18 protein-coding genes are annotated in these 21,944 nt (G+C 72.9%); 12 read left to right on the top strand and 6 right to left on the bottom strand.

Annotated elements, in window-relative coordinates; translation table 11 throughout:
- Positions 1-5 precede the first annotated feature (5 nt).
- Entirely contained in the window at positions 6-851 is an 846-nt protein-coding gene (gene dapF, locus AB0B02_RS04865; protein WP_357296821.1) for a diaminopimelate epimerase, read from the top strand.
- Between the two features lie 547 nt (positions 852-1,398).
- Here dapF and AB0B02_RS04860 read toward each other — a convergent pair.
- A complete protein-coding gene (locus AB0B02_RS04860; RefSeq protein WP_281935408.1) occupies positions 1,399-2,871 on the bottom strand; it encodes an NAD-dependent malic enzyme in 1,473 nt (490 codons plus the stop codon).
- Positions 2,872-3,044: 173 nt separating this feature from the next.
- Here AB0B02_RS04860 and hflX point away from each other — a divergent pair, with 173 nt between their 5' ends.
- Together hflX and AB0B02_RS04850 are read left to right on the top strand one after the other, a co-directional pair.
- Positions 3,045-4,535 (top strand): GTPase HflX, encoded by a 1,491-nt coding sequence (gene hflX / locus AB0B02_RS04855; protein WP_281935405.1) that lies wholly within the window; start codon positions 3,045-3,047, stop codon positions 4,533-4,535.
- A 49-nt stretch (positions 4,536-4,584) separates the two neighbouring features.
- On the top strand, positions 4,585-6,456 hold the full coding sequence (locus tag AB0B02_RS04850) for a hypothetical protein (protein WP_357296816.1): 1,872 nt from the start codon (positions 4,585-4,587) through the stop codon (positions 6,454-6,456).
- A 61-nt stretch (positions 6,457-6,517) separates the two neighbouring features.
- On the opposite strand, the gene lexA is transcribed toward AB0B02_RS04850, so the two are convergent.
- Entirely contained in the window at positions 6,518-7,300 is a 783-nt protein-coding gene (lexA, locus tag AB0B02_RS04845; protein WP_281935403.1) for a transcriptional repressor LexA, read from the bottom strand.
- Positions 7,301-7,765: 465 nt separating this feature from the next.
- On the opposite strand from lexA, the gene nrdR reads away from it, so the two are divergent.
- The 3 genes from nrdR (at position 7,766) to AB0B02_RS04830 (ending at position 11,571) form a co-directional block, all read left to right on the top strand.
- Positions 7,766-8,266, top strand: a complete 501-nt coding sequence (nrdR, locus tag AB0B02_RS04840; RefSeq protein ID WP_107159129.1) for a transcriptional regulator NrdR — start codon at positions 7,766-7,768, stop codon at positions 8,264-8,266.
- A gap of 65 nt (positions 8,267-8,331) precedes the next feature.
- Entirely contained in the window at positions 8,332-11,196 is a 2,865-nt protein-coding gene (locus tag AB0B02_RS04835) for a vitamin B12-dependent ribonucleotide reductase (protein WP_357296812.1), read from the top strand.
- Positions 11,197-11,388: 192 nt separating this feature from the next.
- Positions 11,389-11,571: a DUF2188 domain-containing protein gene (locus AB0B02_RS04830; RefSeq protein WP_357296809.1), complete on the top strand. Its 183-nt coding sequence runs from the start codon at positions 11,389-11,391 to the stop codon at positions 11,569-11,571.
- 53 nt (positions 11,572-11,624) lie between these two features.
- Here the strand turns inward: AB0B02_RS04830 and AB0B02_RS04825 are convergent, their stop codons facing one another.
- Both AB0B02_RS04825 and AB0B02_RS04820 read right to left on the bottom strand, forming a co-directional pair.
- A complete protein-coding gene (locus tag AB0B02_RS04825) occupies positions 11,625-11,801 on the bottom strand; it encodes a DUF397 domain-containing protein (RefSeq protein WP_281935395.1) in 177 nt (58 codons plus the stop codon).
- Positions 11,802-11,810: 9 nt separating this feature from the next.
- Positions 11,811-12,653, bottom strand: a complete 843-nt coding sequence (locus AB0B02_RS04820) for a helix-turn-helix transcriptional regulator (protein ID WP_281935393.1) — start codon at positions 12,651-12,653, stop codon at positions 11,811-11,813.
- A gap of 412 nt (positions 12,654-13,065) precedes the next feature.
- On the opposite strand from AB0B02_RS04820, the gene AB0B02_RS04815 reads away from it, so the two are divergent.
- Positions 13,066-13,194, top strand: coding sequence for a hypothetical protein (locus tag AB0B02_RS04815; protein WP_281935391.1), 129 nt, complete (start codon positions 13,066-13,068; stop codon positions 13,192-13,194).
- Between the two features lie 226 nt (positions 13,195-13,420).
- Complete coding sequence (locus AB0B02_RS04810) at positions 13,421-14,356, top strand: DUF2332 domain-containing protein (protein ID WP_357296805.1); 936 nt, start codon at positions 13,421-13,423, stop codon at positions 14,354-14,356.
- Between the two features lie 24 nt (positions 14,357-14,380).
- Here the strand turns inward: AB0B02_RS04810 and AB0B02_RS04805 are convergent, their stop codons facing one another.
- Entirely contained in the window at positions 14,381-14,917 is a 537-nt protein-coding gene (locus tag AB0B02_RS04805) for a hypothetical protein (RefSeq protein ID WP_281935388.1), read from the bottom strand.
- A gap of 214 nt (positions 14,918-15,131) precedes the next feature.
- Here AB0B02_RS04805 and AB0B02_RS04800 point away from each other — a divergent pair, with 214 nt between their 5' ends.
- From AB0B02_RS04800 to AB0B02_RS04785, 4 genes are all read left to right on the top strand, one after another.
- Entirely contained in the window at positions 15,132-15,773 is a 642-nt protein-coding gene (locus AB0B02_RS04800) for a class I SAM-dependent methyltransferase (RefSeq protein ID WP_357296802.1), read from the top strand.
- Positions 15,770-16,747 (top strand): asparaginase, encoded by a 978-nt coding sequence (locus AB0B02_RS04795; RefSeq protein WP_357296799.1) that lies wholly within the window; start codon positions 15,770-15,772, stop codon positions 16,745-16,747. Before AB0B02_RS04800 ends, AB0B02_RS04795 begins: the two co-directional genes overlap by 4 nt.
- A gap of 96 nt (positions 16,748-16,843) precedes the next feature.
- The gene (locus AB0B02_RS04790; protein ID WP_281935381.1) at positions 16,844-17,077 is read left to right on the top strand and encodes a DUF5522 domain-containing protein; all 234 of its coding nucleotides are present in this window, start codon (positions 16,844-16,846) and stop codon (positions 17,075-17,077) included.
- 97 nt (positions 17,078-17,174) lie between these two features.
- Complete coding sequence (locus AB0B02_RS04785; RefSeq protein ID WP_281935379.1) at positions 17,175-18,314, top strand: tetratricopeptide repeat protein; 1,140 nt, start codon at positions 17,175-17,177, stop codon at positions 18,312-18,314.
- A gap of 44 nt (positions 18,315-18,358) precedes the next feature.
- On the opposite strand, the gene AB0B02_RS04780 is transcribed toward AB0B02_RS04785, so the two are convergent.
- Complete coding sequence (locus tag AB0B02_RS04780; protein WP_357296796.1) at positions 18,359-21,820, bottom strand: CHAT domain-containing protein; 3,462 nt, start codon at positions 21,818-21,820, stop codon at positions 18,359-18,361.
- Positions 21,821-21,944: the final 124 nt, after the last annotated feature.

The following is a 21,944-nucleotide window of genomic DNA, read 5'->3' as shown; positions in this document are numbered from 1 at the left end:
GGACCGTGGAGTTCAGCAAGGGGCACGGCACCGGCAACGACTTCGTCATCCTGCCCGACCCGGACGGCACGCTCGATCTGACGCCCGGCCTGGTCACCGCGCTCTGCGACCGCCGGCGCGGGCTGGGCGGCGACGGCGTGCTGCGGGTGGTGCGCGCCGCGAAGCACCCCGACGGCGCCGCGCTTGCCGGCGAGGCCGAGTGGTTCATGGACTACTGGAACTCCGACGGCTCGTTCGCGGAGATGTGCGGCAACGGGGCCCGGGTCTTCGTGCGCTACCTGCTGGAGCGGTCACTTGTCGCCCCGTCGGGCGGGACGCTGCCGATCGCCACCCGGGCCGGTCTGGTCCGGGCCCGCGTCGAGGGCGCGGACGTGGCGGTCGAGATGCGCCGGCCCCGCCTGCACGACGCGGCCACCGCCACACTGGGCGGGCTGACCCTGACCGGCGCGGCGGTGGACGTCGGAAACCCGCATCTGGTGTGTGCGCTGCCCGCCGCGCTTGACCTGGCCGCCCTCGACCTCACCCGCGCCCCCGAGGTCGATGCCGCGACGTTCCCGGCCGGCGTCAACGTCGAGTTCACCACGCCCGGCGAGCCGGTCGGCGGCACCGACGGGCACGTGCTGATGCGGGTCCACGAGCGGGGCTCCGCCGAGACGCTCTCCTGCGGCACCGGCGCGTGCGCGGTCGCGGCGGTGGCGTTGCGGGACATGGGCCGGGAGCACGGCGTCGTGGCCGTGGACGTCCCGGGTGGCCGTCTGACGGTCACCGTGACCGCCGACTCCTGCTGGCTGGCCGGCCCTGCCGTACTGGTCGCCACCGGCACCCTGACCCGCGCCGCCCTGCGCCCCTGACCAGCGCTTCCCCGTCCGGCGCCGGTCGCACCGGGCGTGACTCCGCACGGGGAGCGTTGCCCCAGCCGGGGGCGTTTGCCTCGCACGAGGCGTTGCCCAGCCGGGAGCGTTGGTCTCGCCCGGGTGCGTCGCCCGCGCCGGGTGCGTCGCCCGCGCCGGGTGCGTCGCCCGCGCCGGGTGCGTCGCCCCACCCGGGTGCGTCGCCCGCCCGGCTGCGTCGCCCGCCGGGGGCATTGGTGACGCCGGGTAACGGCCTGGGAGACGGATGGGTTCGGGAGCGATATACCGCCTGGTCATATTTATGACGCTGCGGTATATCGCTACACAGTCGCACCTCTGCCGGCCGCGACACGCCGGCCCGCGACACGCCGGCGGCAGCTTAGGTAAGCGGCCGGACGGCGCGGCATGCAGCGAAGGCGGGCGGCCGGACGGCGCGGCATGCAGCGAAGGCGGGTGGCCAGGTAGTGGGGGCGGCGGCGAAGGCGGGCGGCCAAGGGGTGGGGTGGCAGCTCAGGCGGGCGGTGGGGCCGCGGTCGGGGTGGCGCCGTCAGGGGGTGGCGCTGGCGTTGGCGGCGATCTCGGGAAGGTCGGCCGGGCCCGGGTCGGCGGCGGGCGGCGGCGTGACGGCCGGGTTCTGCGCGGCGGCGCGCACCGCGGCGGCCACCGCCGGGGCGACCCGCGAGTCGAACACGCTCGGCACGATCACGGTGGGGTTGATCTTGTCCTCGCCGACCACGTCGGCGATGGCGCGGGCCGCCGCGATCGCCATCTCCTCGGTGAACTCCTCGGCGTGCGCGTCGAGCATGCCGCGGAACACGCCCGGGAAGGCGAGCACGTTGTTGATCTGGTTCGGCTGGTCCGAGCGGCCGGTGGCGACCACGGCGGCGTGCTTGCGCGCCTCCCGCGGGTCCACCTCCGGGTCCGGGTTGGCCAGCGCGAAGACGATCGCGTCCTTCGCCATCGCGGCCACGTCGTCGCCGGTGAGCAGGTTGGGCGCGCTCACCCCGATGAACACGTCCGCGCCGCGCACCGCACCGGCCAGGTCGCCGGTGTAGTTCTCCCGGTTGGTGTTCTCGGCCAGCCACTGCCAGGCCGGGTTCAGGTCGGGCAGCCCGCGGTGCAGCGCGCCCTGCCGGTCGTACGCGATGATGTCGCCCACGCCCTGACGCAGCAGCAGCTTCATGATCGCGGTGCCGGCCGCGCCGGCGCCGGAGACCACGACCCGGACGTCCGCGAGCTGCTTGCCCACCACGCGCAGCGCATTGGTCAGCGCGGCCAGCACGCAGATCGCGGTGCCGTGCTGGTCGTCGTGGAAGACCGGGATGTCCAGCGCCTCGCGCAGCCGGGCCTCGATCTCGAAGCAGCGCGGCGCGGCGATGTCCTCCAGGTTGATCCCGCCGTACGCCGGCGCGATCGCCTTGACGATCGCCACGATCTCGTCGGTGTCCTGGGTGTCCAGCACCACCGGCCAGGCGTCCACGCCGCCGAAGCGCTTGAACAGCGCCGCCTTGCCCTCCATCACCGGCAGTGAGGCGGCCGGCCCGAGGTTGCCCAGGCCGAGCACGGCCGAGCCGTCGCTGACCACGGCGACCGTGTTGCGCTTGATGGTGAGCCGCCGGGCGTCGGCCGGGTTCTCCGCGATCGCCATGCAGACCCGGGCCACCCCCGGGGTGTACGCCCGGGACAACTCGTCGCGGGTGCGCAGCGCGACCTTCGGGGTCACCTCGATCTTGCCGCCCAGGTGCAGCAGGAACGTCCGGTCGGAGACCTTGCGCACGTCCACCCCGTCGAGCGCGGTGAGCGCGTCGACCACCTGGTCGGCGTGGCCGGCGTCGGCGGTGTCGCAGGTGAGGTCGACGATCACGTTGGTCGGGTCGGAGTCGACCACGTCCAGCGCGGTGACGATGGCGCCGGCCTCGCCCGCCGCGGTGGTCAGTCGACCGATGGAGGAGGCGTCGGCGGGCACCGCGATCCGGATCGTGATCGAGAATCCGGCACTCGGCAGTCGGGTGATGGCCACGAGAAAACAACTCCTCCGTCGACGCTGAGCGGCTCGACTGGCATTTCTACCCGCCCACCCGGGCCGACCGGCATCCGGCCCCACTACCGGTGGGTAGCGCCACGGGCATAACGCGGGTGCGCCCGGCGTTGACACGTGTCAGGATTGCTGTCACGCGCCGAAAATTCTCGGTGATGCACATAACGGACAGGAGACGCGGTTTGCGCGAGCAGGAGACCTTCCACCCCTACGAGGACGACGAGCTCGACACCACCACCGGTGAGTACGAGCTGTCGGAGCGGCAGGCACTGCGGCGGGTCCCTGGCCTCTCCACCGAGCTGACCGACATCACCGAGGTCGAGTACCGCCAGCTCCGGCTGGAGCGGGTCGTCCTGGTGGGCGTCTGGACGGAGGGGAACCAGTCCGACGCGGACAACAGCCTCACCGAGCTGGCGGCGCTGGCCGAGACGGCCGGCTCGCAGGTGCTCGAAGGGCTGATCCAGCGCCGCAACCGACCGGACCCGGCGACGTACATCGGTCGGGGCAAGGTCGACGACCTGGGCGCGGTGGTGCTCTCCACCGGCGCCGACACGGTGATCTGCGACGGTGAGCTGTCCCCGTCGCAGCTGCGCAACCTGGAGCAGCGCACCAAGGTCAAGGTGGTCGACCGCACCGCGCTGATCCTCGACATCTTCGCCCAGCACGCCAAGAGCAAGGAGGGCAAGGCGCAGGTCGAGCTGGCCCAGCTCGAATACCTGCTGCCGCGCCTGCGCGGTTGGGGTGAGACGCTCTCCCGGCAGACCGGTGGTAGCGGTCGCGGCGGTGGCGCCGGCGGCGGCGTGGGCCTGCGCGGCCCGGGTGAGACCAAGCTGGAGACCGACCGCCGTCGGATCCGGCACCGCATCGCGCGGCTGCGCCGCGAGATCAAGGGCATGACCACGGTACGCCAGACGAAGCGCGCCCGGCGCTCCCGCAACGCGGTGCCCGCGGTGGCCATCGCCGGCTACACCAACGCCGGTAAGTCCAGCCTGCTCAACCGCCTCACCGGGGCGGGCGTGCTGGTGGAGAACGCGCTGTTCGCCACGCTGGACCCGACCACCCGCCGGGCCACCACCTCCGACGGGCGGCTCTACACGCTCTCCGACACGGTGGGCTTCGTCCGGCACCTGCCGCACCAGATCGTCGAGGCGTTCCGCTCGACGCTGGAGGAGGTCGGCGACGCCGACCTGGTGGTGCACGTGGTCGACGGCACGCACCCGGATCCGGAGGAGCAGGTCCGGGCGGTCCGCGAGGTGCTCGCCGAGGTGGGCGCCGACCGGCTGCCCGAGCTGCTGGTGGTCAACAAGACCGACGCCACCGACGAGGAGACGATGCTGCGTCTCAAGCGGCTCTGGCCGGAGGCGGTCTTCGTCTCCGCGCACAGTGGGCGCGGGGTCGACGAGCTGCGCGAGGCGGTCGAGCGTCGGCTGCCCCGGCCGGCGGTCGAGGTCCGCGCGGTGCTCCCGTACGACCGGGGTGACCTGGTGGCCCGGGTGCACCGTCAGGGTGAGGTGCTGAGCACCGCGCACCTGCCCGAGGGCACGCTGCTGCACGTGCGGGTGGGTCAGGCGCTCGCCGCCGAGCTGGCGCCCTACCGCGCGGGTGACCGGCTCACCAATGACGATCGGGTGGGCGCCGGGCGGTGACCGTCCGGCGTCACCCGCCCGAAACCCGGCTCGTGCGACACTGAGCGCCATGCGGCACGTTGTCTCCTCGGTCACGCTCGCGCTCGGCCTGGTCGGCGCGGTCGTGGCGCCGGCCGGGCCGGCCCCGGCGGCCCCCGCCGCGGCCCCGGTGCTGGCCGCGGCTCCCAAGAAGAAGTGCACGGTCGCCGACGACCGGCTCCGCGAGCTGTCCGGCCTGGTCGCCACCGGCGACGGGTACGTCGTCATCAACGACGGCTCCGACGACCCGAGTCGCAAGCGCGTCTTCTACCTGGACGCCAAGTGCAAGGTCGACAAGGAGATCCGCTACTCCGGGGACGGCCCGCTCGACACCGAGGACCTGGCGCTCGGTCCGGACCGCAAGACGCTCTGGGTCGCCGACACCGGCGACAACATCGAGAAGAAGACCCGGCGGGAACGCGTCGCGGTCTGGACGATGCCGCTGTCCGGGTCGAAGGAACCGGTGCTGCACCGGCTCGCCTACCCGGGCAAGGAGCCGCACGACGCCGAGGCGCTGCTGGTCGGCGACGACAACCTGCCGCTGGTGATCACGAAGGAGCTCTCCGGCAAGTCGGAGGTCTTCACCCCGACCGCGAAGCTGAAGGCCGGCGGCGACCCCGAGCCGATCCCGATGAAGAAGGTCGGCGAGGTCACGCTGCCGAAGACCAACACCGAGAACAAGTACGGCGGAACGGGACGGTTGCTGGTCACCGGCGCCGCTCGCTCGCCGGACGGCGCCAAGGTCGTGCTGCGCACGTACGCCGACGCGTTCGAGTTCGACGTGGCCGACGGTGACATCCTCAAGGCGTTGACCAGCGGTAAGCCCCGGGTGACGCCGTTGGCCGACCCGTTCGGCGAGGCGATCTCCTACACCTCCGACGGCAAGTCGTTCGTCACCGTCTCCGACGGCGGCTCGCTCGACCCGACCGACCCGATCGACATCCTCGGCTACACACCGGCCACCACAGGTGTGGAGGCGTTGCCCAACGGCGGCAAGGTCGAGACCCGGCCGGCCGCCGAGAAGTCCTGGCTGGAAGGGCTGTCGCTCGACGAGATCACGTACCTGATCGCCGCGGTCGGGGTGCTCGGTGCGCTGCTCGTCGGCGCCGGCGTCTTCGGCATCCTGCGGGCCCGGCGCAGGCCGGCGCCCGTCGCGCCGGCTGACGAGTCCGAGCGCAGCGACGAGTTCCCGGTGAACGGCGGCGTCCCGCCCGGCAACCGGCCGGACGCACCGCCACGCGGCGGGGTCTACGGCGGCGCCCAGGGCGGTGGCGTCTACGGCGGTGCCGCAGCCGGGGAGCGCCCGGCCGGCGGGGTGTACGGCGGGGGCCGGCCCCCGGGCGGCGCCGTGTACGGAGGGGGTGCCCAGGGCGGCGGTCGGCCTCCGAGCGGCGGCGCTGCGCAGGGCGGCGGTCGTGGCCAGGTCGGCGTTCCCCAGGTCGGCGGTCCCCAGGGCGGCGGTCCGCAGGGCGGCGGCGCCTCCCCGGGCGGCGGCCGACCGGGTGGTGCTTCCCAGGGCGGCGGCGGCCGGTCGGGCGGGGGCCGTCCCCAGGGTGGCCGGCCGCAGGGCGGTGGCGGTGCCCCGGGCGGTGGCGTCTACGGCGGCGGCGCGGGCGGTGGCGGTGGCACCGGCGAGCGGGGCGGTTCGGGCGGCGGCGTCTACGGCGGCGGGGGAGGCGGCGGCCAGGGTGGTGCGCGTCCGGGCGGCCGGGGTGGCGGTCCGGGTGGCGCGGGTCACCGCGGGCAGCCCGGTGGTGGCCGGCGGGGTGACGGCGGCCGGGCCGAGCCGCCGCGGCGCGATCCCCGGGACCCGCGCGGCGAGCGCCGCGACGACGGTTACGGCGAGCGCGGTCAGTACGGGCCGGTCCCCGGTGGCCGGGAGCCCCGGGGCGACCGCTACTGAGCACGACGCGAACGAGGGGTGACCGGCCACCGGTCACCCCTCGTGCGTCAGTCGGCCGGGGTCAGATCCGGCGCAGCACCGCCACCACGCGGCCCATGATGGTGGCGTCGTCGCCCGGGATCGGGTCGAAGGCCGGGTTCTGCGGCATCAGCCAGACGTGCCCGTCGCGGCGGCGGTAGGTCTTCACGGTCGCCTCGCCGTCGAGCATGGCCGCCACGATGTCGCCGACCTCGGCGTTGGGCTGCTGCCGGACGACCACCCAGTCGCCGTCGCAGATCGCCGCGTCGAGCATCGAGTCGCCCTTGACCTGGAGCATGAAGACCTCGCCCTCACCGACCAGCTCGCGGGGCAGCGGGAAGATGTCCTCCACGGCCTGCTCGGCGAGGATCGGTCCACCGGCGGCGATCCGGCCCAGCATCGGCACGTACGCCGGGGCGGGACGCTGCGCGCGGGCGGCCTCGTCGTCGACGTCGCTCGGGGCCCGGACGTCGACCGCGCGCGGGCGGTTCGGGTCGCGGCGCAGGAAGCCCTTCTTCTCCAGCTCCTTGAGCTGGTAGGCGACGCTGGACGGGGAGACCAGGCCGACCGCCTCGCCGATCTCGCGGACGCTCGGCGGGTAGCCGTGGCGCTCGACCCAGGTGCGGATGAACTCCAGGATCCGGCGCTGCCGGGCGGTGAGGTCGACCGTGGCCGGTTCGGGGAAGGCGCTGACCACCGGTGTGACCGGACGCACGGCGGGCTGGGCGGCCCGACTGCGCGCGGCGCGGGGTCGGCGGGTCGCCGGCGGCCCCGCCCCGTCGATCGGCTGCGGGTTCTTCTGCCGGCTGGCCCGGTCCTCGGTCACGTCCGTCCTCCCTGGTCGGCGCTGGGTGCCTCGTCGGCTCGTGGTGCGTGTGGTCCGACCGTATAGGTGAGATCGGCCATTTTCAAACATCTGTACGACCTGCTGTCGGCGTGTCGCGCCGAAATCCTGGATTTCCGAACGCTTGTTCTGATAAATGGTACGCCGCACTCGAACGGGTGTTCCATCCCGACGCCCCGTGACCGAGGGTGCCGGGTCGGCGTTGGGCTCCTCGACGGGTGACGCGCCGGACACGCCGACCAACTTGACCTCGCTTGGGGGACGGCATACGGTCAACCCCTAGATGTAGTAGTCACATGGGCGTAAGTTGCCTACAGGTTGGGTTTCCACTACCGAACGCACTCCCGCACCGCACATCCGGCGACGGTCATCCACGATGGCTCCGCCGGGTCGACGCGTGCCCGGGAGTCGGTAGGTGTGCCCGTGGTCGATGAAGGAGGTCGGGCGATGCGGTGTCCGTACTGCCGGCACGCCGACTCCCGGGTCGTCGACTCGCGGGAGGCCGACGACGGCCAGCTCATCCGGCGGCGGCGGTCCTGCCCGGAGTGCGGCAAGCGGTTCACCACCGTCGAGGAGGCGGTGCTCGCGGTGGTCAAGCGCAGCGGGGTGACCGAACCGTTCAGCCGCACCAAGATCATCGGTGGGGTGCGCAAGGCGTGCCAGGGCCGGCCGGTCGACGACGACTCGATCGCGCTGCTGGCACAGAAGGTCGAGGAGACCGTACGCGCCAAGGGGGCGGCGGAGATTCCCAGCCACGACGTGGGGCTGGCCATCCTCGGCCCGCTGCGTGACCTCGACGAGGTGGCCTACCTGCGGTTCGCCAGCGTCTACCGGTCGTTCGACTCGCTCGCCGACTTCGAGCGGGAGATCGAGACGCTGCGGGCCGCCGCGCGCGCCCGGGGGGGCGCGGACACGCCGGCGGGCGACACCGCCGGCGCGATCAACTGACATCTCTGATTCTGACAGGTTCGACCAGGCGCGGTGGGTGACCGTGCCGACGAGGGGGCGAGGGCGTGACGACCAGCAAGTCACGGAACAAGGCCGGGGCGGGGCTGAAGACCGAGCGCGTCTGGACGACCGAGGGGGTGCATCCCTACGACGAGGTCGCCTGGGAGCGCCGCGACGTCGTCATGACGAACTGGCGGGACGGCTCGATCAACTTCGAGCAGCGCGGGGTGGAGTTCCCCGAGTCCTGGTCGGTCAACGCGGCCAACATCGTGACCACGAAGTACTTCCGGGGCGCGGTGGGGACCCCGGAGCGGGAGTGGTCGCTCAAGCAGCTGATCGACCGGGTGGTCGACACCTACCGCACCGCCGGTGAGGAGTACGGCTACTTCGCCTCCCCGGCCGACGCCGAGGTGTTCGCGCACGAGCTGACCTGGATGCTGCTGCACCAGGTGTTCAGCTTCAACTCGCCGGTCTGGTTCAACGTCGGCACGCCGTCGCCGCAGCAGGTCAGCGCCTGCTTCATCCTGGCCGTCGACGACTCGATGGACTCGATCCTCGACTGGTACAAGGAGGAGGGGCGGATCTTCCAGGGCGGCTCGGGCGCCGGGGTGAACCTCTCCCGCATCCGGTCCTCGAAGGAGCTGCTCTCCTCCGGCGGCACCGCCTCCGGTCCGGTCAGCTTCATGCGCGGCGCGGACGCCTCCGCCGGCACCATCAAGTCCGGTGGCGCCACCCGGCGCGCGGCCAAGATGGTCATCCTCGACGTGGACCACCCGGACATCGAGGAGTTCGTGGCGACCAAGGCGCGCGAGGAGGACAAGATCCGCGCGCTGCGGGACGCCGGGTTCGACATGGACCTGGGCGGCGCCGACATCGTCAGCGTGCAGTACCAGAACGCCAACAACTCGGTCCGCGTCTCCGACGAGTTCATGACCGCGGTGGAGAACGGCGGCGGCTTCGACCTGCGCGGCCGGCTCGACGGGCAGACCATCGAGACGATCGACGCCAAGAAGCTGTTCCACACCATCTCCCAGGCCGCCTGGGAGTGCGCCGACCCGGGCCTGCAGTACGACGACACCATCAACGACTGGCACACCTGCCCGGAGACCGGGCGGATCACCGCGTCGAACCCGTGCTCGGAGTACCTGCACCTGGACAACTCCTCGTGCAACCTGGCCTCGCTGAACCTGATGAAGTTCCTCCGCGCCGACGGCGGCTTCGAGGTGGAGAAGTTCGTCCGGTCGGTCGAGTTCGTCATCACCGCGATGGACATCTCGATCTGCTTCGCCGACTTCCCGACCGAGAAGATCGGGGAGACCACCCGCGCCTACCGGCAGCTCGGCATCGGGTACGCCAACCTGGGCGCGCTGCTGATGGCCTCCGGCCTGCCGTACGACTCGGAGCAGGGGCGGGAGGTGTCCGCGGCGATCACCTCGCTGATGACCGGCACCGCCTACCGCCGCTCCGCCGAGCTGGCCGGCATCGTCGGCCCGTACGACGGCTACGCCCGCAACGCCGAGCCGCACAAGCGCGTCATGCGCAAGCACGCCGCCGCCAACGACAGCATCAAGCCGACCGGCACCGTGGGCACCGCCGTGCAGCGCGAGGCGACGAAGCAGTGGACGCTCGGCAACAAGCTCGGCGACCGGAACGGCTGGCGCAACTCGCAGGCCAGCGTGCTCGCCCCGACCGGCACCATCGGCCTGATGATGGACTGCGACACCACCGGCGTCGAGCCGGACCTGGCGCTTGTCAAGTTCAAGAAGCTGGTCGGCGGCGGCTCGATGCAGATCGTCAACCAGACCGTCCCGCGCGCGCTGCGCAGCCTCGGCTACCCCGAGGAGCAGGTCGAGGCGATCGTCGAGCACATCGCCGACCACGGGCACGTGGTGGACGCCCCCGGCCTGAAGCCGGAGCACTACCCGGTCTTCGACTGCGCCATGGGCGAGCGGTCCATCGCGCCGATGGGGCACGTGCGGATGATGGCGGCGGTCCAGCCGTTCATCTCCGGCGCCATCTCCAAGACGGTCAACATGCCGGAGCAGGCCACCGTCGCGGACGTCGAGAAGATCTACTTCGAGGGCTGGAAGCTCGGCCTCAAGGCGCTGGCGATCTACCGGGACAACTGCAAGGTGGGTCAGCCGCTGTCGGTCGCCAAGCCGAACAAGGGCGCCGCCGAGACCCCGGCCCCGGTGGCCGAGGCCGAGAAGGTCGTGGAGAAGGTCGTCGAGTACCGCCCGGTGCGCAAGCGGCTGCCGAAGAAGCGCCCGTCGCAGACGGTCTCGTTCTCGGTCGGCGGCGCCGAGGGCTACCTCACCGCCTCGTCCTACCCGGACGACGGCCTCGGCGAGGTCTTCCTCAAGATGTCGAAGCAGGGCTCGACCCTGGCCGGCGTGATGGACGCCTTCTCGGTGGCCATCTCCATCGGTCTCCAGTACGGCGTCCCGCTGGAGACGTACGTCAGCAAGTTCACCAACATGCGCTTCGAGCCGGCCGGCATGACCGACGACCCGGACGTGCGGATGGCCGCCTCGGTGATGGACTACATCTTCCGTCGCCTGGCGCTGGACTTCCTGCCGTACGAGCGCCGCGCGGAGCTGGGCATCTTCACCGCCAAGGAGCGGGCCGCCCAGCTCCGGGCCGAGGCGGAGGCGGAGGCGAGCGGTGCGGACCTCACCGCGATGGCCGCCTCCGCCCCGGTCGAGGCGCCCGAGCCGAAGACCGGCCCGGTGGCCCAGCCGGCACAGGAGACGGCGAATGTCGCCGCCGCCAAGCCGGCGCCGGCGGTGGGTTCCAGCACCGAACTGCTGGAAGCCGTGATCGGCAAGGCCGCGGACGCGCCGCTCTGCTTCACCTGCGGCACCAAGATGCGCCCGGCCGGTAGCTGCTACGTCTGCGAGGGCTGCGGCTCCACCAGCGGTTGCAGCTGACAAAAGCAACGAGCCCCGGGCGCTCCAACGCCCGGGGCTCGTGAGCCGGGACGGAGCCCGACCTGTTCCTTGCAGAGACAGATCTTCGCTCCTCCCGGCTCGGTCAGGCAAGTTGATCGAGTAGGAACGGAGGAGTTATGCCTGGTAAGGCGAAGCCAGTGCACGTCGTCCCTCGGGACGGGCGACTGGGCTGTGGTTCGAGAGGGAAATCAGCGGGCATCGTCGGTGCACGCTACCCAGGCGGAAGCCGAGAGGGCGGGGCGACCGGCGGCTCGGGCGGACCAGACGGAGTTCTACCTTCACGGCAGAGACGGTCAGATCCGTGAGCGAGACAGCTACGGCAACGATCCGAATCCGCCCCGCGACGCACGCTAGTTGAAGGGCCGGGGCGTACGCGAAGGCGTGCGCCCCGCTTGCCTTTCTGGGTCCTACCGGCTGGCTTTCAGCCCAGCGATGAAGGCCACCCAGCTCTGGCGGGGGAGCCCGAGGTTGGGGGCCGAGGGGTTCTTGCTGTCGCGGACTTCAACCGTCATGTTGACGTACCTAGCTTCGACGCAGGCTCCGTTGCTGCCGCTCCGGCTGCTCTTGCGCCACTGCGAGTCCACGTCCGCCTCCTACTCGGTGAGCCGCGCGCCTCGGATTTCCTCGATCATCGCGGCCGAGTCAGTGGGTGACAAGGCCGCTGCGCGCAGGCTGTTGAACACCACCGTACAGCGGCGTACATCCTCGCCCTCCGCATAGAGGTCACCCGTCAGGCCCTCGATGTAGACCACGCTCGGGCCGTCGGCGAAGTTGAGGATGTGGAAGCTGGACAGCATGGAGGCGTACGCGCCTTCCCGGAACGGGATCACCTGAATCGTGACGTTCCACCGGCTGCTCGCATCGAGCAAGGCGGTGAGCTGGTCGGCCATGACGGCAGCCCCGCCGATCTGGCGTTGGAGGACAGCTTCATCCAGTACGGCCACGAGGCGGAGCTTGCCAGAGGAGATCAGCTCTTGGCGGTGCGTTCGGACGGCAACTCGCCTCTCGACCGCGTCGGGTGATGGCTCGAAGGCGTCCTCCGCCATCATCGCCCGCGTGTATGCCGGCGTCTGGAGCAGGCCGGGTACGACAAGCGTCTCGAAGTTCTGTACCTCCTCGGCTGCGGATTCCAGGCCGATGTATTGCCGGTACGACGAGGGCAGGTCTCCGTACTTCGCCCACCAGCCGCGTTGCTTGCCGGTGCGTGCCATCGACAGCAACGTCTCGCGCAACTCGATGTCGGTCACGCCGTAACGGTCCAGCAGAGCGTTCAGCGCCGGCCCCTTGATGCCGACACGGCCTGCCTCGATCCGTCGAAGTGTGCTCGCGGTGACCTCGATGATGTCGGCGGCCTGCTCGGCGGTGACATCAGCCTGCTCTCTGGCCTGGCGCAACTGCGAGCCAAGTTGGAAGCGAACGAACGTCGGGCTTTCCATGGCGGTGATTGTTCCGCTCAGAGTGGCCGTGGGGAACGCGACACGCCAATTTGCATGCGCGTAGATGGTTGACCATCCGAAAATGCGCGCGCAAAATTAGCCGTGCATGGCAGCGGTGGGCTACGGCAGGAGACCTCTTGCGTAACCGGGTGTCGTACGAGGAGTACCTGGTGGCGGTCGCGTTGACCCTCGCCCGGCGACACCGTCCGGTCTGGTCATGGCAGCGGTGGCGGCGTATCTGTCGATGCGGTGCCGACCTGCCATGCCGCGCCCGTCACCGCATCCCGATCCGTAGTGGTCACTGGCCTGGGGAGGAAGAGACGTGACTGCCCACGTGCCGGTATTGCCGGCTTGGAGCTGCGGTGGATGCGGCGCACCCTGGCCCTGCGCGACCCGACGCCATGAGCTGCGGGTGGAGTTCGCCGGAGTGCCCCTGTCGCTGGCCCTCTACATGGGGTCCTATCTGGTCTGGGCGACCGAGGATCTGACCTGGGTCTCGGCCGGGCTGTTGCACCGCCGCTTCCTCGGGTGGGTGCGATGAGTGCCATCAGCCGGGGCGACGAACGCTTCCACTACTGCGATGGCTCCCACCGTTGGATCCCGCCCGACCCGGACTTCGACCAGGAGGTCTGGGAGGCGATGGTCCGTCAGCACCAGCAATGCCATCTGGAGGAGATCTCTCGCGGTCTCCGCCGACGTCGGCCCGACGCACGTTAGGTGTGCACGGTCACAGACCCGAGTACGCGAGGAGCTGCGATGCTCAGGCGATGAGCACGGCCGACATCTATCAGGCGTTCGCCGACCGCGAGGCACACGGCCTGTCCCCGGCGTACGAACGGTTGTCGCGGGCCGTGGCGCGCGACCCGGAACTGCTCGCGATGCTCGACACGTTGCCGCCGGCGAAGCGTCAGCCGAACCTGCTCTTCGGTGTGGTCCGGTTGCGCGGCGGCCCGGTGGACGACCCGGCGGCGTTCCGCGCGCACGTGCTGGCGCACTGGCCGGAGATCGCGGCGCAGATGCGGGCCCGGGCCACGCAGACCAACGAGGCCGGCCGCTGCGCGGTGCTGCTGCCGGTGCTCGCCGCGTTGCCGCAGCCGCTGGCGCTGCTGGAGGTGGGCGCCTCCGCCGGCCTGTGCCTCTACCCGGACCGGTACGCGTACCGCTACGGCGACCGACGGATCGGCGACGGCGAGCCGGTGCTCGACTGCATGCTCACCGGCGTCGCCCCGCCGGACCGGCGGCCGGAGGTGGTGTGGCGGGCCGGGCTCGACATGAACCCGCTCGACGTCACCGACCCGGCGGACCTGGCCTGGCTGGACGCGTTGATCTGGCCCGAACACACGCACCGGCGCCAACGGCTGCGCGCGGCGGCGGCGGTCGCTGGGGCCGACCCACCGCTGCTGGTCCGCGGTGACCTGGTCGACGACCTGCCGGCGCTGGCGGCCCGCGCCCCGGCCGGCGCGACGCTGGTGATCTTCCACAGTTCGGTGCTCTACCAGGTGCCGCCGGCCCGCCGGACGGCCTTCACCGAGTTGGTCCGGACGCTGCCCGGGCACTGGCTCGCCAACGAGGACCCGACCCTGCTGCCGGGGGCGGGCGTCCCCGACCCGCCGGACGGCGGGTTCCACAACCTGCTCGCGCTCGACGGCCGACCGCTGGCCTGGACGCGGGGCCACGGGCAGGCGGCCACCTGGTTCGGCTGACGGCCGCCGCGGCCGGCCCGACGGTCAGTCCGCGGGCAACGAGTCGATCGCGGCGGCCAGCACCCCGCGCAGGTCGGCCTCCGCGCCGGCCGGCAACGTCTTCGGCTCGACCACCTGGTACGCGACGCGCACCTCGTACCTGTCACCCCGCCAGGCCCAGCCGTCGAACCGGGTCTCCCCGCCGTCCCACGGGCGCACCGCCACGCAGGAGTTGTCGCCCGGTCCGCCGCCGGTCAGGTCGCTTCCGATCCGGGCGCACCGGTCCCGCCGCCACCGGTCGTCGTACATGCCCTCGGCGTCGACGGCCACGGTGACGACCAGGTCGCCGCGCATGGTGGTGCCGCTGGTCAGGTCGACCGCGCACTCCCGGGAGCCGCTGCGGTCACCGAGGTTCGCCGAGGCGCTGGGCGACGCGCCCGGCGCGAGCCGGGTCAGCAGGTCGGCCGGGAGCAGCGCGCAGGGGTCGCGCAGTTCGTCAGGCGTCGCCGTCTCGTCGGTGCCGCAGCCGGCGACGGCCAACAGCGCGCCGGCGACCACGATCGTCGCGGCCGATCTCGTCATCTGTCCTCCTTGGACGGTCGCGGCGACGGTAACAGCGCCACGCCACCCCGGATCTCGCGGTCCGCCCCGTCCACATCCCGACCCCACCCACCACCCGTCCGCCCTGTTTCGCGGAAAGCGTGGTCATCCGGGCCCGAATGGCCACGCTTTCCGGGAAAGCGAGCGTGGGGGTGGAGGGATGGGGTGGGGCGGAGCGGGCCGGTAGGGTCGCGGGGTGGCCGAACCGCGCTGGCTGGCCGAGACCCGGGACACCTACGACACCGTCGCCGAGGACTACGCGCGGCTGCTGCCCGACGTGGCGGAGCCGCCGCTGGACCGGGCCGTACTGACCGCGTTCGCCGAAACGGTGGGGCCGGATCGACCGGTGCTGGAGGTCGGCTGCGGCACCGGCCGGGTCACCGCCCACCTGCGCCGTCTCGGCCTCGACGTGGCCGGCGTCGACCTGTCGCCCGGCATGGTGGCGGTGGCCCGCCGGGCCCACCCGGAGCTGCGCTTCGACGTCGGCTCGATGACGGAGTCGGTCGCGACCGACGCGTCCCTGGCCGGGCTCGTCGCCTGGTACTCGATCATCCACCTCCCGCCGGAGCTGCTGCCCGAGGTCTTTGCCGGCTTCCACCGGGCGCTCGTCCCGGGCGGCCACCTGCTGCTCGCGGTGAAGGCCGGCGACCGGGTCGACCGGCGGGCTCGGGCCTACGGGCACGCGGTCGCGTACGACGTGCACTGGCTGTCACCGGAGCGGCTCACCGAGCAGCTCACCGCCGCCGGACTCACGGTCACGGCCACGCTGCTCCGGGCGCCGGTCGGCGCGGAGCGCCAGCCCCAGGCGTTCCTGTTCGCGCGGCGGGCCGGCGGATGAGCGTCGCACTGTTCACGCTCGGCGGGACCATCGCGATGGCCGGCACCGGCGCCGGGGGAGTGGTCACCCGGCTCACCGGCGCCGACCTCACCGCCGCCGTACCCGGGCTCGCCGACATCCCACTCGACGTGCGTGACGTCGAGGCGGTGCCCAGCGCCGCGCTCGCGTACCGGCAGATCCTCGACCTGGTGGACGCGGCGGCTGCGGCGGTCGACGGCGGGGCGACCGGCGTGGTGGTCACCCAGGGCACCGACACGCTGGAGGAGACCGCGTTCCTGGCCGACCTGGTCTGGGCGCGCGCCGCGCCGCTGGTGTTCACCGGCGCGATGCGCAACCCGACACTCGCCGGCCCGGACGGGCCGGCGAACCTGCTCGCGGCGGTCCGGGTCGCCGCCGCGCCGGCCGCGCGGGACCTCGGCGTGCTGGTGGCGATGAACGACGAGATCCACGCCGCGCGGTTCGTCCGCAAGAGCCACAGCACCGGTACGGCCACGTTCGCCTCGCCGGACGCCGGGCCGCTCGGGCACGTGATCGAGGGGCGGGTACGCGTGCTCACCCGGCCGCCCCGGCACGCGCCGCTGCCGGCGGTGGGCCGCGACCGGCTGGCCGCCGTCCGGGTGGCGCTGCACACGGTCACGCTGGACGACGACGTGGCGCTGCTCGACGCGCTCGCCGCCGGTCGGGACGGGCTGGTGGTGGCCGGGTTCGGGGTGGGGCACGTGCCGCCGGCGTTCGCCCCGGCGCTGGGCGCGCTGGCCGGACGGATGCCGGTGGTGCTGACCTCGCGCACCGGGGCCGGGTCGGTGCTGCGGGACACCTACGGCGCGGTCGGCTCGGAGCGGGACCTGCGGCGGCGCGGGCTGGTCGACGGCGGGCTGCTCCACCCGTACAAGGCGAAGGTGCTGCTGCGGCTGCTGCTCGCCGCCGGCGCGGACTCCGGCGCCATCGCCGAGGCGTTCGCGCGGCACGGCTGAGGTGTAAGGCGGGGCCCCCTCTTAACACCTGCCGTTAAGAAGGGGCCCCGCCTATGCGGGAGACGTTAACCGGGGGCCCCTCCTTACACTCCAGCGGTGAGTGAGGAGCTGGCTGACCGGCCGTTGACCGAGCCGCACCCGTCGCGGCTGCCGCCGGCGCACCCGGGGCGGGAGCGGATCCTGGCGGCGCACGCCGCCGCGCTGGCCGCCGGGGAGGCCGGCTACCCGGACCCGGAGACCGGTCTCTTCGTGCTCAGCGCCGGTTTCCTGGCCCGCCGGGGCACGTGCTGCGGGCGGGGCTGCCGGCACTGTCCGTACCTGACCGACTGAGGCACGTTCGGCGCGTGCCCGGGCCGACACGCAGGGTTGCGCTCGGGTGCGACCATTGTGGTGCGCCGAGACCCACAGGCTATCGGAGGATGCGTCCATGAGCGGGTTCTGGAAGCGGCTGTGGCGGTCCGGCAAGCCGGCGGAGCAGCGGCCAACCCGTGTCGGCGACGACCCCGACGCGCCGTTCACGGTCACGTCCCGGACAGCGCCGGACGGACATCCCATCATCGAGGTCACACTCGGCCCGACGATGAGTTCGGCTCTGCGACGGGACTACGCCGCCGAGGAGTACGGCGACACCGACCCCCGCACCATCGCGGCCGGCCGCGCCCACGCGCAGACCCTGATGAAACAGGGCGAGGTGGCGGAGGCCGTCTCGACGTACCGGTCCGTCCTCGGCGCGCAGCGGGCGTCGCTCGGGCCGAACCACCCCGACACCCTGGCCACCCAGCACAGCCTCGGATTCGCCCTGCAGACGCTGGGCCGGGACGCCGACGCGGCGAAGGTGCAACAGGAGGTGTACGACCGACGGCGGCGGGTCCTCGGTCCCGACCACTCCGACACGCTCACCAGCGGCACCAACCTGGGGGAGATGTTGCACCGGCTCGGCCGGCTCCAGGAGGCGGAACGGACGCACCGTGCGGTCACCGAGAGCCTGGTGCGCTCGGAGGGACCCACCGCCTCGCGCACCCTGCTCAGCAAGATGAGCCTGATGAGCGCGGTGCACTCGTTGGGCGACCTGCACGAGGCCGAGCGGCTGTGCACCGAGGTGGTGGCCGGGCTCCGCCGTAGCGAGGGGCAGCGGGCCCGGGTCACGCTCCAGGCCCGCAGCAACCACGCCACGTTGCTGATGAGTCTCGACCGCGTCCGTGACGCGCTGCGCGTCGTCACGGCGGTGGTGGCCGACGCCGAGGAGGCACTCGGCCGGCGTGACCCGGTGACCCTGCACGCCCGGCACGGGCTGGCGAACGCCCTGAGCCGCAGCGGCCGGACCGACAAGGCGGTACGAACGCTGGACGCAGCCGTACCCGACTTCACCCGGACGTTCGGCGCCGAGCATCCGCTGACGCTCGCGGCCCGGGTCGGGCTGGTGGAGGCGCTCGTTGCCGACGGGCAGCGGACACGGGCCAGGCGGGAGGCCCGCGAGTGCCTCGCCGCCTGCGAGCGGGCCCTCGGGCCCGGGCATCCGCAGACCCAGCAGGTGCGGGCACTGGTCGCGACGACCGGCGGCCGATGACGGCACCCCGGGACGCGAGCGGCCCACGGTCGACCCGGGCGCGGTCACGGGCCCACGTGCACGTGCGTGGCCCACAGCGTGGGGCTGAGCCGATACCGGTCGCGTAGCGCGCGGGCCGCCTCGTGCAGCGCGTACGCCGGGGGCCGGGCCGCCGCCGCCGGGTAGAAGCGCCGGGCGATCTCCAGCGAGGCGTCGTCGTCGGTCTCCCACAGCGTGCCGATCACGTGCCGGAAGCCGGCGATCTGGAACGCCCCGGTGATGTGCACCGCCTCGTCGGCGAGTTCCGGGGTGGACCGTGCGGTGGAGCAGGCGGCCAGGAACGCGAGCTGGCTGTGCTCCAGCCCGAGGTTGGCGATGTCGCCGACGGTCAGCGGATGCTCGGCGTGGTCGTGGCTGAGCAGCCGGCCCGTCGCCGGGTCGTACGGATCGCCGAGCGCGTGGCAGGCGAGGTGGACGTGGGTGGCGGTGGACAGGCCGTGGAGCACCCGCTCGCGGGTCGCCGCCGCGCCTGTGTCGATCTCCACGTCTCCCCGGGCGGCGGCGACCGCCTCCGCCTCCCGCAGCGCGGCGGGCAACGGCGGGAAACCCCCAGGGGTCTCGGGCATGGCCACCACGTAGGTGCGGGTCCCGCCCCGGCCGTCCGGCTGGGCCGAACGCAGTCGGCGGAGCGCCTCGACCGTCGGGGTGTAGGAGGAGACCACCCGATCCAACGCGCCGTCCCGTGCCGTTCCGGCCGGCGGAGCCGGCTCGGCCGCGTGCAGCGGAAAGAACGCCATCGGGCCGGTGGGGCACCACCACAGCCGGGGGCGGACGGCGGATTCGCCCACGACGGCGGCGAGCCCCAGGTGGTCGAGGACCGGCCGCACGGCGACCCGCCACAGCCAGTCCAGGATCTCCCGTACGACCTGCTGGGCCGCCAGCCGGTCGCGGGCCCGCACACCGGGGTCGTGGGCCCGCCCGGTCGCCGTCCGCAGCCGGTCGACGTTCTCGGTGGCCGTCCGTAGGCTCAGTTCGGGCAGCGGCAGCACCGCCAGGTGGCCGCGGCGCAGGACGAGTGCGTCACAGCGGTACAGGCTCGGCGTGATCACCACCACGGGCTCTTCGCCGACCCCGGCCAGCAGCTCGGCGGCGGTGGCCGGACGCAGGAAGTCCGCCAGGCCGGGCAGGGCGCGGACCCGCCGCACCAGCGCCGTCCACTCCGCCTCCCGATCCCGGCCGCCGTCGTACCTGCCGAGCTCCGCGCCCCGCCCGCCCGGCTCCGGGGCGTCCATCTCCCGGCGTAGCCGCACGTACTCCCGGGCCAGATCGGGATCGGCGAGCCACAGCGCCGCCAGGCCGCCCCGGGCGGCGAGACGCCGACCCAACAGCACCCCGCGCGCCTGCTCCAGGAGTTCGAGGGCGCGCTCCGGTCGTCCGGCGGTGAGCGCGAGCGCGGCGGCCCCGCCGGCGACCCCGGCGGTCTCGGCCAGGTCGTGGTGTTGGTCGACCCGCAGGCGGTCGCGGGAGGCGAGCCGGGGCAGCAGCGCCACCGCCGTGGCCAGCGCGTCGGTCGCATCCTCCCAACGACCGAGTGAGGCGCGTACGTAGCCGAGCGCCGCCTGCGCCTCGACCCGCCGGGAAACCGGTGCCGCCTCGACGCCGGTGGCGACAGTCGCCACCCGTTCCGCCTCCCGCAACGGGCCCGGCTCGCCGGTGCGCAGGTGCTCGGCGCGCAGCGCCTGGACGAGCGAGAACCGGGACGCCATCTGACCGGGATGCCGGGCCGGGAACAGAGCCGTCGCCTCCCGCATCAGCTCGATGCACTCGTGCAGGTCGGCGGGTTCGCCCCGGGCGTCGTAGCGCTTGCGGAGCGCGTAGCCGAGCTTGTCGACGAGCACCCGGCGCTGCGGATCGGCCCGCCCGGCGAGGGTGAGCACGCGCCGGAGGAGGCCGACCGCCAGGTCCAGCGAATCCACGTCACCGGTCTCCCGGTGGATGATCTGGGCCAGGTCGGCCGTGTCGACGACGGCCGCGATCGAGTCGGGATGCCCCTCGTCGACGTCCGCCGGAATGGCCAGGTAGGCGTCGGCGGCTTGGGCGAGGAGCTCCGGCTCGTGCCGACGGTGGTAGAGCTGCGTCAGGGCGGCACCGAGATGGCGCAGGGTCAGCCGCCGGTGGTGGTTCGGCGTCCCGTCCCGCTCCAGGCGGGCCAGCTCGCCACGGAGGAGTTCGACCGCGTACTCGCAGTCCGCGGTGTGCCGGGTGGTCTCGGCCCGGGTGAGCAGGCAGACCGCGAGCTGGGCCACCGCCGACGTGCGGTTGCCGTCGGGGAGCCGGGTCAGCACCGCGCGCAGCGCGTCGATCGCCTCGTCCAGGTCGGCGGGTGTGCCGGCCACCTCGTAACGGTGCCGCAGCGCCTCGGCGAGCCGCCCGCCGGCAGCCGTCAGGTTCATGGTGTCGTCGTCCCCGGCCGCCGCGAGGGCCCGTCGTCCGTAGCCGATCGCCTCGTCCAGGGCCGGGAGAGCGCCGTTGAGCTGGTACGCCAGCAGCCGCACCCCAGCCGACTGGAGCAGTACGGCGACGTGGTGGGGGTGGTCGGGGTCGTCGACCGCGTCGGTGGCCTCCAGCACGGCCGACGCGGCGTCGAGATTCGCGGTGTCGCCGGTCAGGCCGGCCCGGGCCATCAACGCCTCGGACATCACCACCCTGATCGGCACGGCGTCGCCGTCATCCGCCGCGGTCGCCCGGACGGCCTGGTGGAGCAGGACCACGGCCTCCTCCAGATCCACCGGATCGTGGCCGAGCCGAAACCGCCGCAGCAGGGTCTCACCCAGGCCGAACTGACAGAAGGCGTGGTCGGGGACGCCGGCGGGGTGCAGGTCGAGCATCGCCCGCCAGGCCTCCACCATCTCGTCGACCAGCGTCTCGGAACCCCCGGCCTCCCACCGGATCGCCAGTCCGTCCGACCAGGCACGCAGCCAGGCGGCCCGGCGCGGGTGCTCCGGCGCGGCCACGGCGAGCACCCGCCCGTACAGGTCGACGGCCTCGGCCAGGTCGGTGGACCGCCGCCGGCCGGACCGGTAGCGGCCCTGGAGGGCCTCCGCGGCACCGACGAGATGGTCGAGGTCGGGTTGCCTGTCGGTGGGGGACCGCACGAGCCGGCGGAAGAGGTCGATCGACTCGTCCAACTCGTCCGGGCCGTCGTACCGCCGCAGAGTCGTGGCGAGCTGGTAGCGGCACAGCGATTCGAGGCCCGGCTCGTCGGTGGCGGCGAGCGCGAACCGGAGCAGGTCGACGGCCTCGTCCAGGTGGCGTCGCCGCCGATCGTTCCCCCACCTCAGCACGGCGACGACCGCGAGGTTCTGCGCGACGCCCGGGCGGGACTCGCGGGACCCGTGTCGCAGGACCCAACGCAGCAGCGACTCGGCGCGGTCCAGCCGGCCGGGATCATGGTCGTCCGGGTACGCCTGGAGCAGGCGGACCCCCTCCCACAGACGCGCGGCCACCAGATCGTGGTCGGATGTCATGCCCCTCCCCGTTGACGTCGCGACTCACCGATGTCGATCGTCGCAGCCGTTGGCGCCGAGCACTACTGTCGGTTCTGTCGTACGCCCGGGCGAAGGTCAGACGGGCGGTCGACCCACCTGCGGC

The sequence above is a fragment of the Micromonospora sp. NPDC049240 genome (genome assembly GCF_040647835.1).
Taxonomy (GTDB): domain Bacteria; phylum Actinomycetota; class Actinomycetes; order Mycobacteriales; family Micromonosporaceae; genus Micromonospora.
This window is presented reverse-complemented; position numbering and strand designations above follow the sequence as displayed.

What these genes read in the sequence shown, in the direction of transcription:
- AB0B02_RS04785 (WP_281935379.1), top strand. Translation starts at nt 17,175, where the DNA reads ATGAGCGGGTTCTGGAAGCGGCTGTGGCGGTCCGGCAAGCCGGCGGAG.
- AB0B02_RS04795 (WP_357296799.1), top strand. Translation starts at nt 15,770, where the DNA reads ATGAGCGTCGCACTGTTCACGCTCGGCGGGACCATCGCGATGGCCGGC.
- AB0B02_RS04780 (WP_357296796.1), bottom strand. Translation starts at nt 21,820, where the DNA reads ATGACATCCGACCACGATCTGGTGGCCGCGCGTCTGTGGGAGGGGGTC.
- AB0B02_RS04810 (WP_357296805.1), top strand. Translation starts at nt 13,421, where the DNA reads ATGAGCACGGCCGACATCTATCAGGCGTTCGCCGACCGCGAGGCACAC.
- AB0B02_RS04820 (WP_281935393.1), bottom strand. Translation starts at nt 12,653, where the DNA reads ATGGAAAGCCCGACGTTCGTTCGCTTCCAACTTGGCTCGCAGTTGCGC.
- AB0B02_RS04850 (WP_357296816.1), top strand. Translation starts at nt 4,585, where the DNA reads ATGCGGCACGTTGTCTCCTCGGTCACGCTCGCGCTCGGCCTGGTCGGC.
- nrdR (WP_107159129.1), top strand. Translation starts at nt 7,766, where the DNA reads ATGCGGTGTCCGTACTGCCGGCACGCCGACTCCCGGGTCGTCGACTCG.
- hflX (WP_281935405.1), top strand. Translation starts at nt 3,045, where the DNA reads ATGCACATAACGGACAGGAGACGCGGTTTGCGCGAGCAGGAGACCTTC.
- AB0B02_RS04805 (WP_281935388.1), bottom strand. Translation starts at nt 14,917, where the DNA reads ATGACGAGATCGGCCGCGACGATCGTGGTCGCCGGCGCGCTGTTGGCC.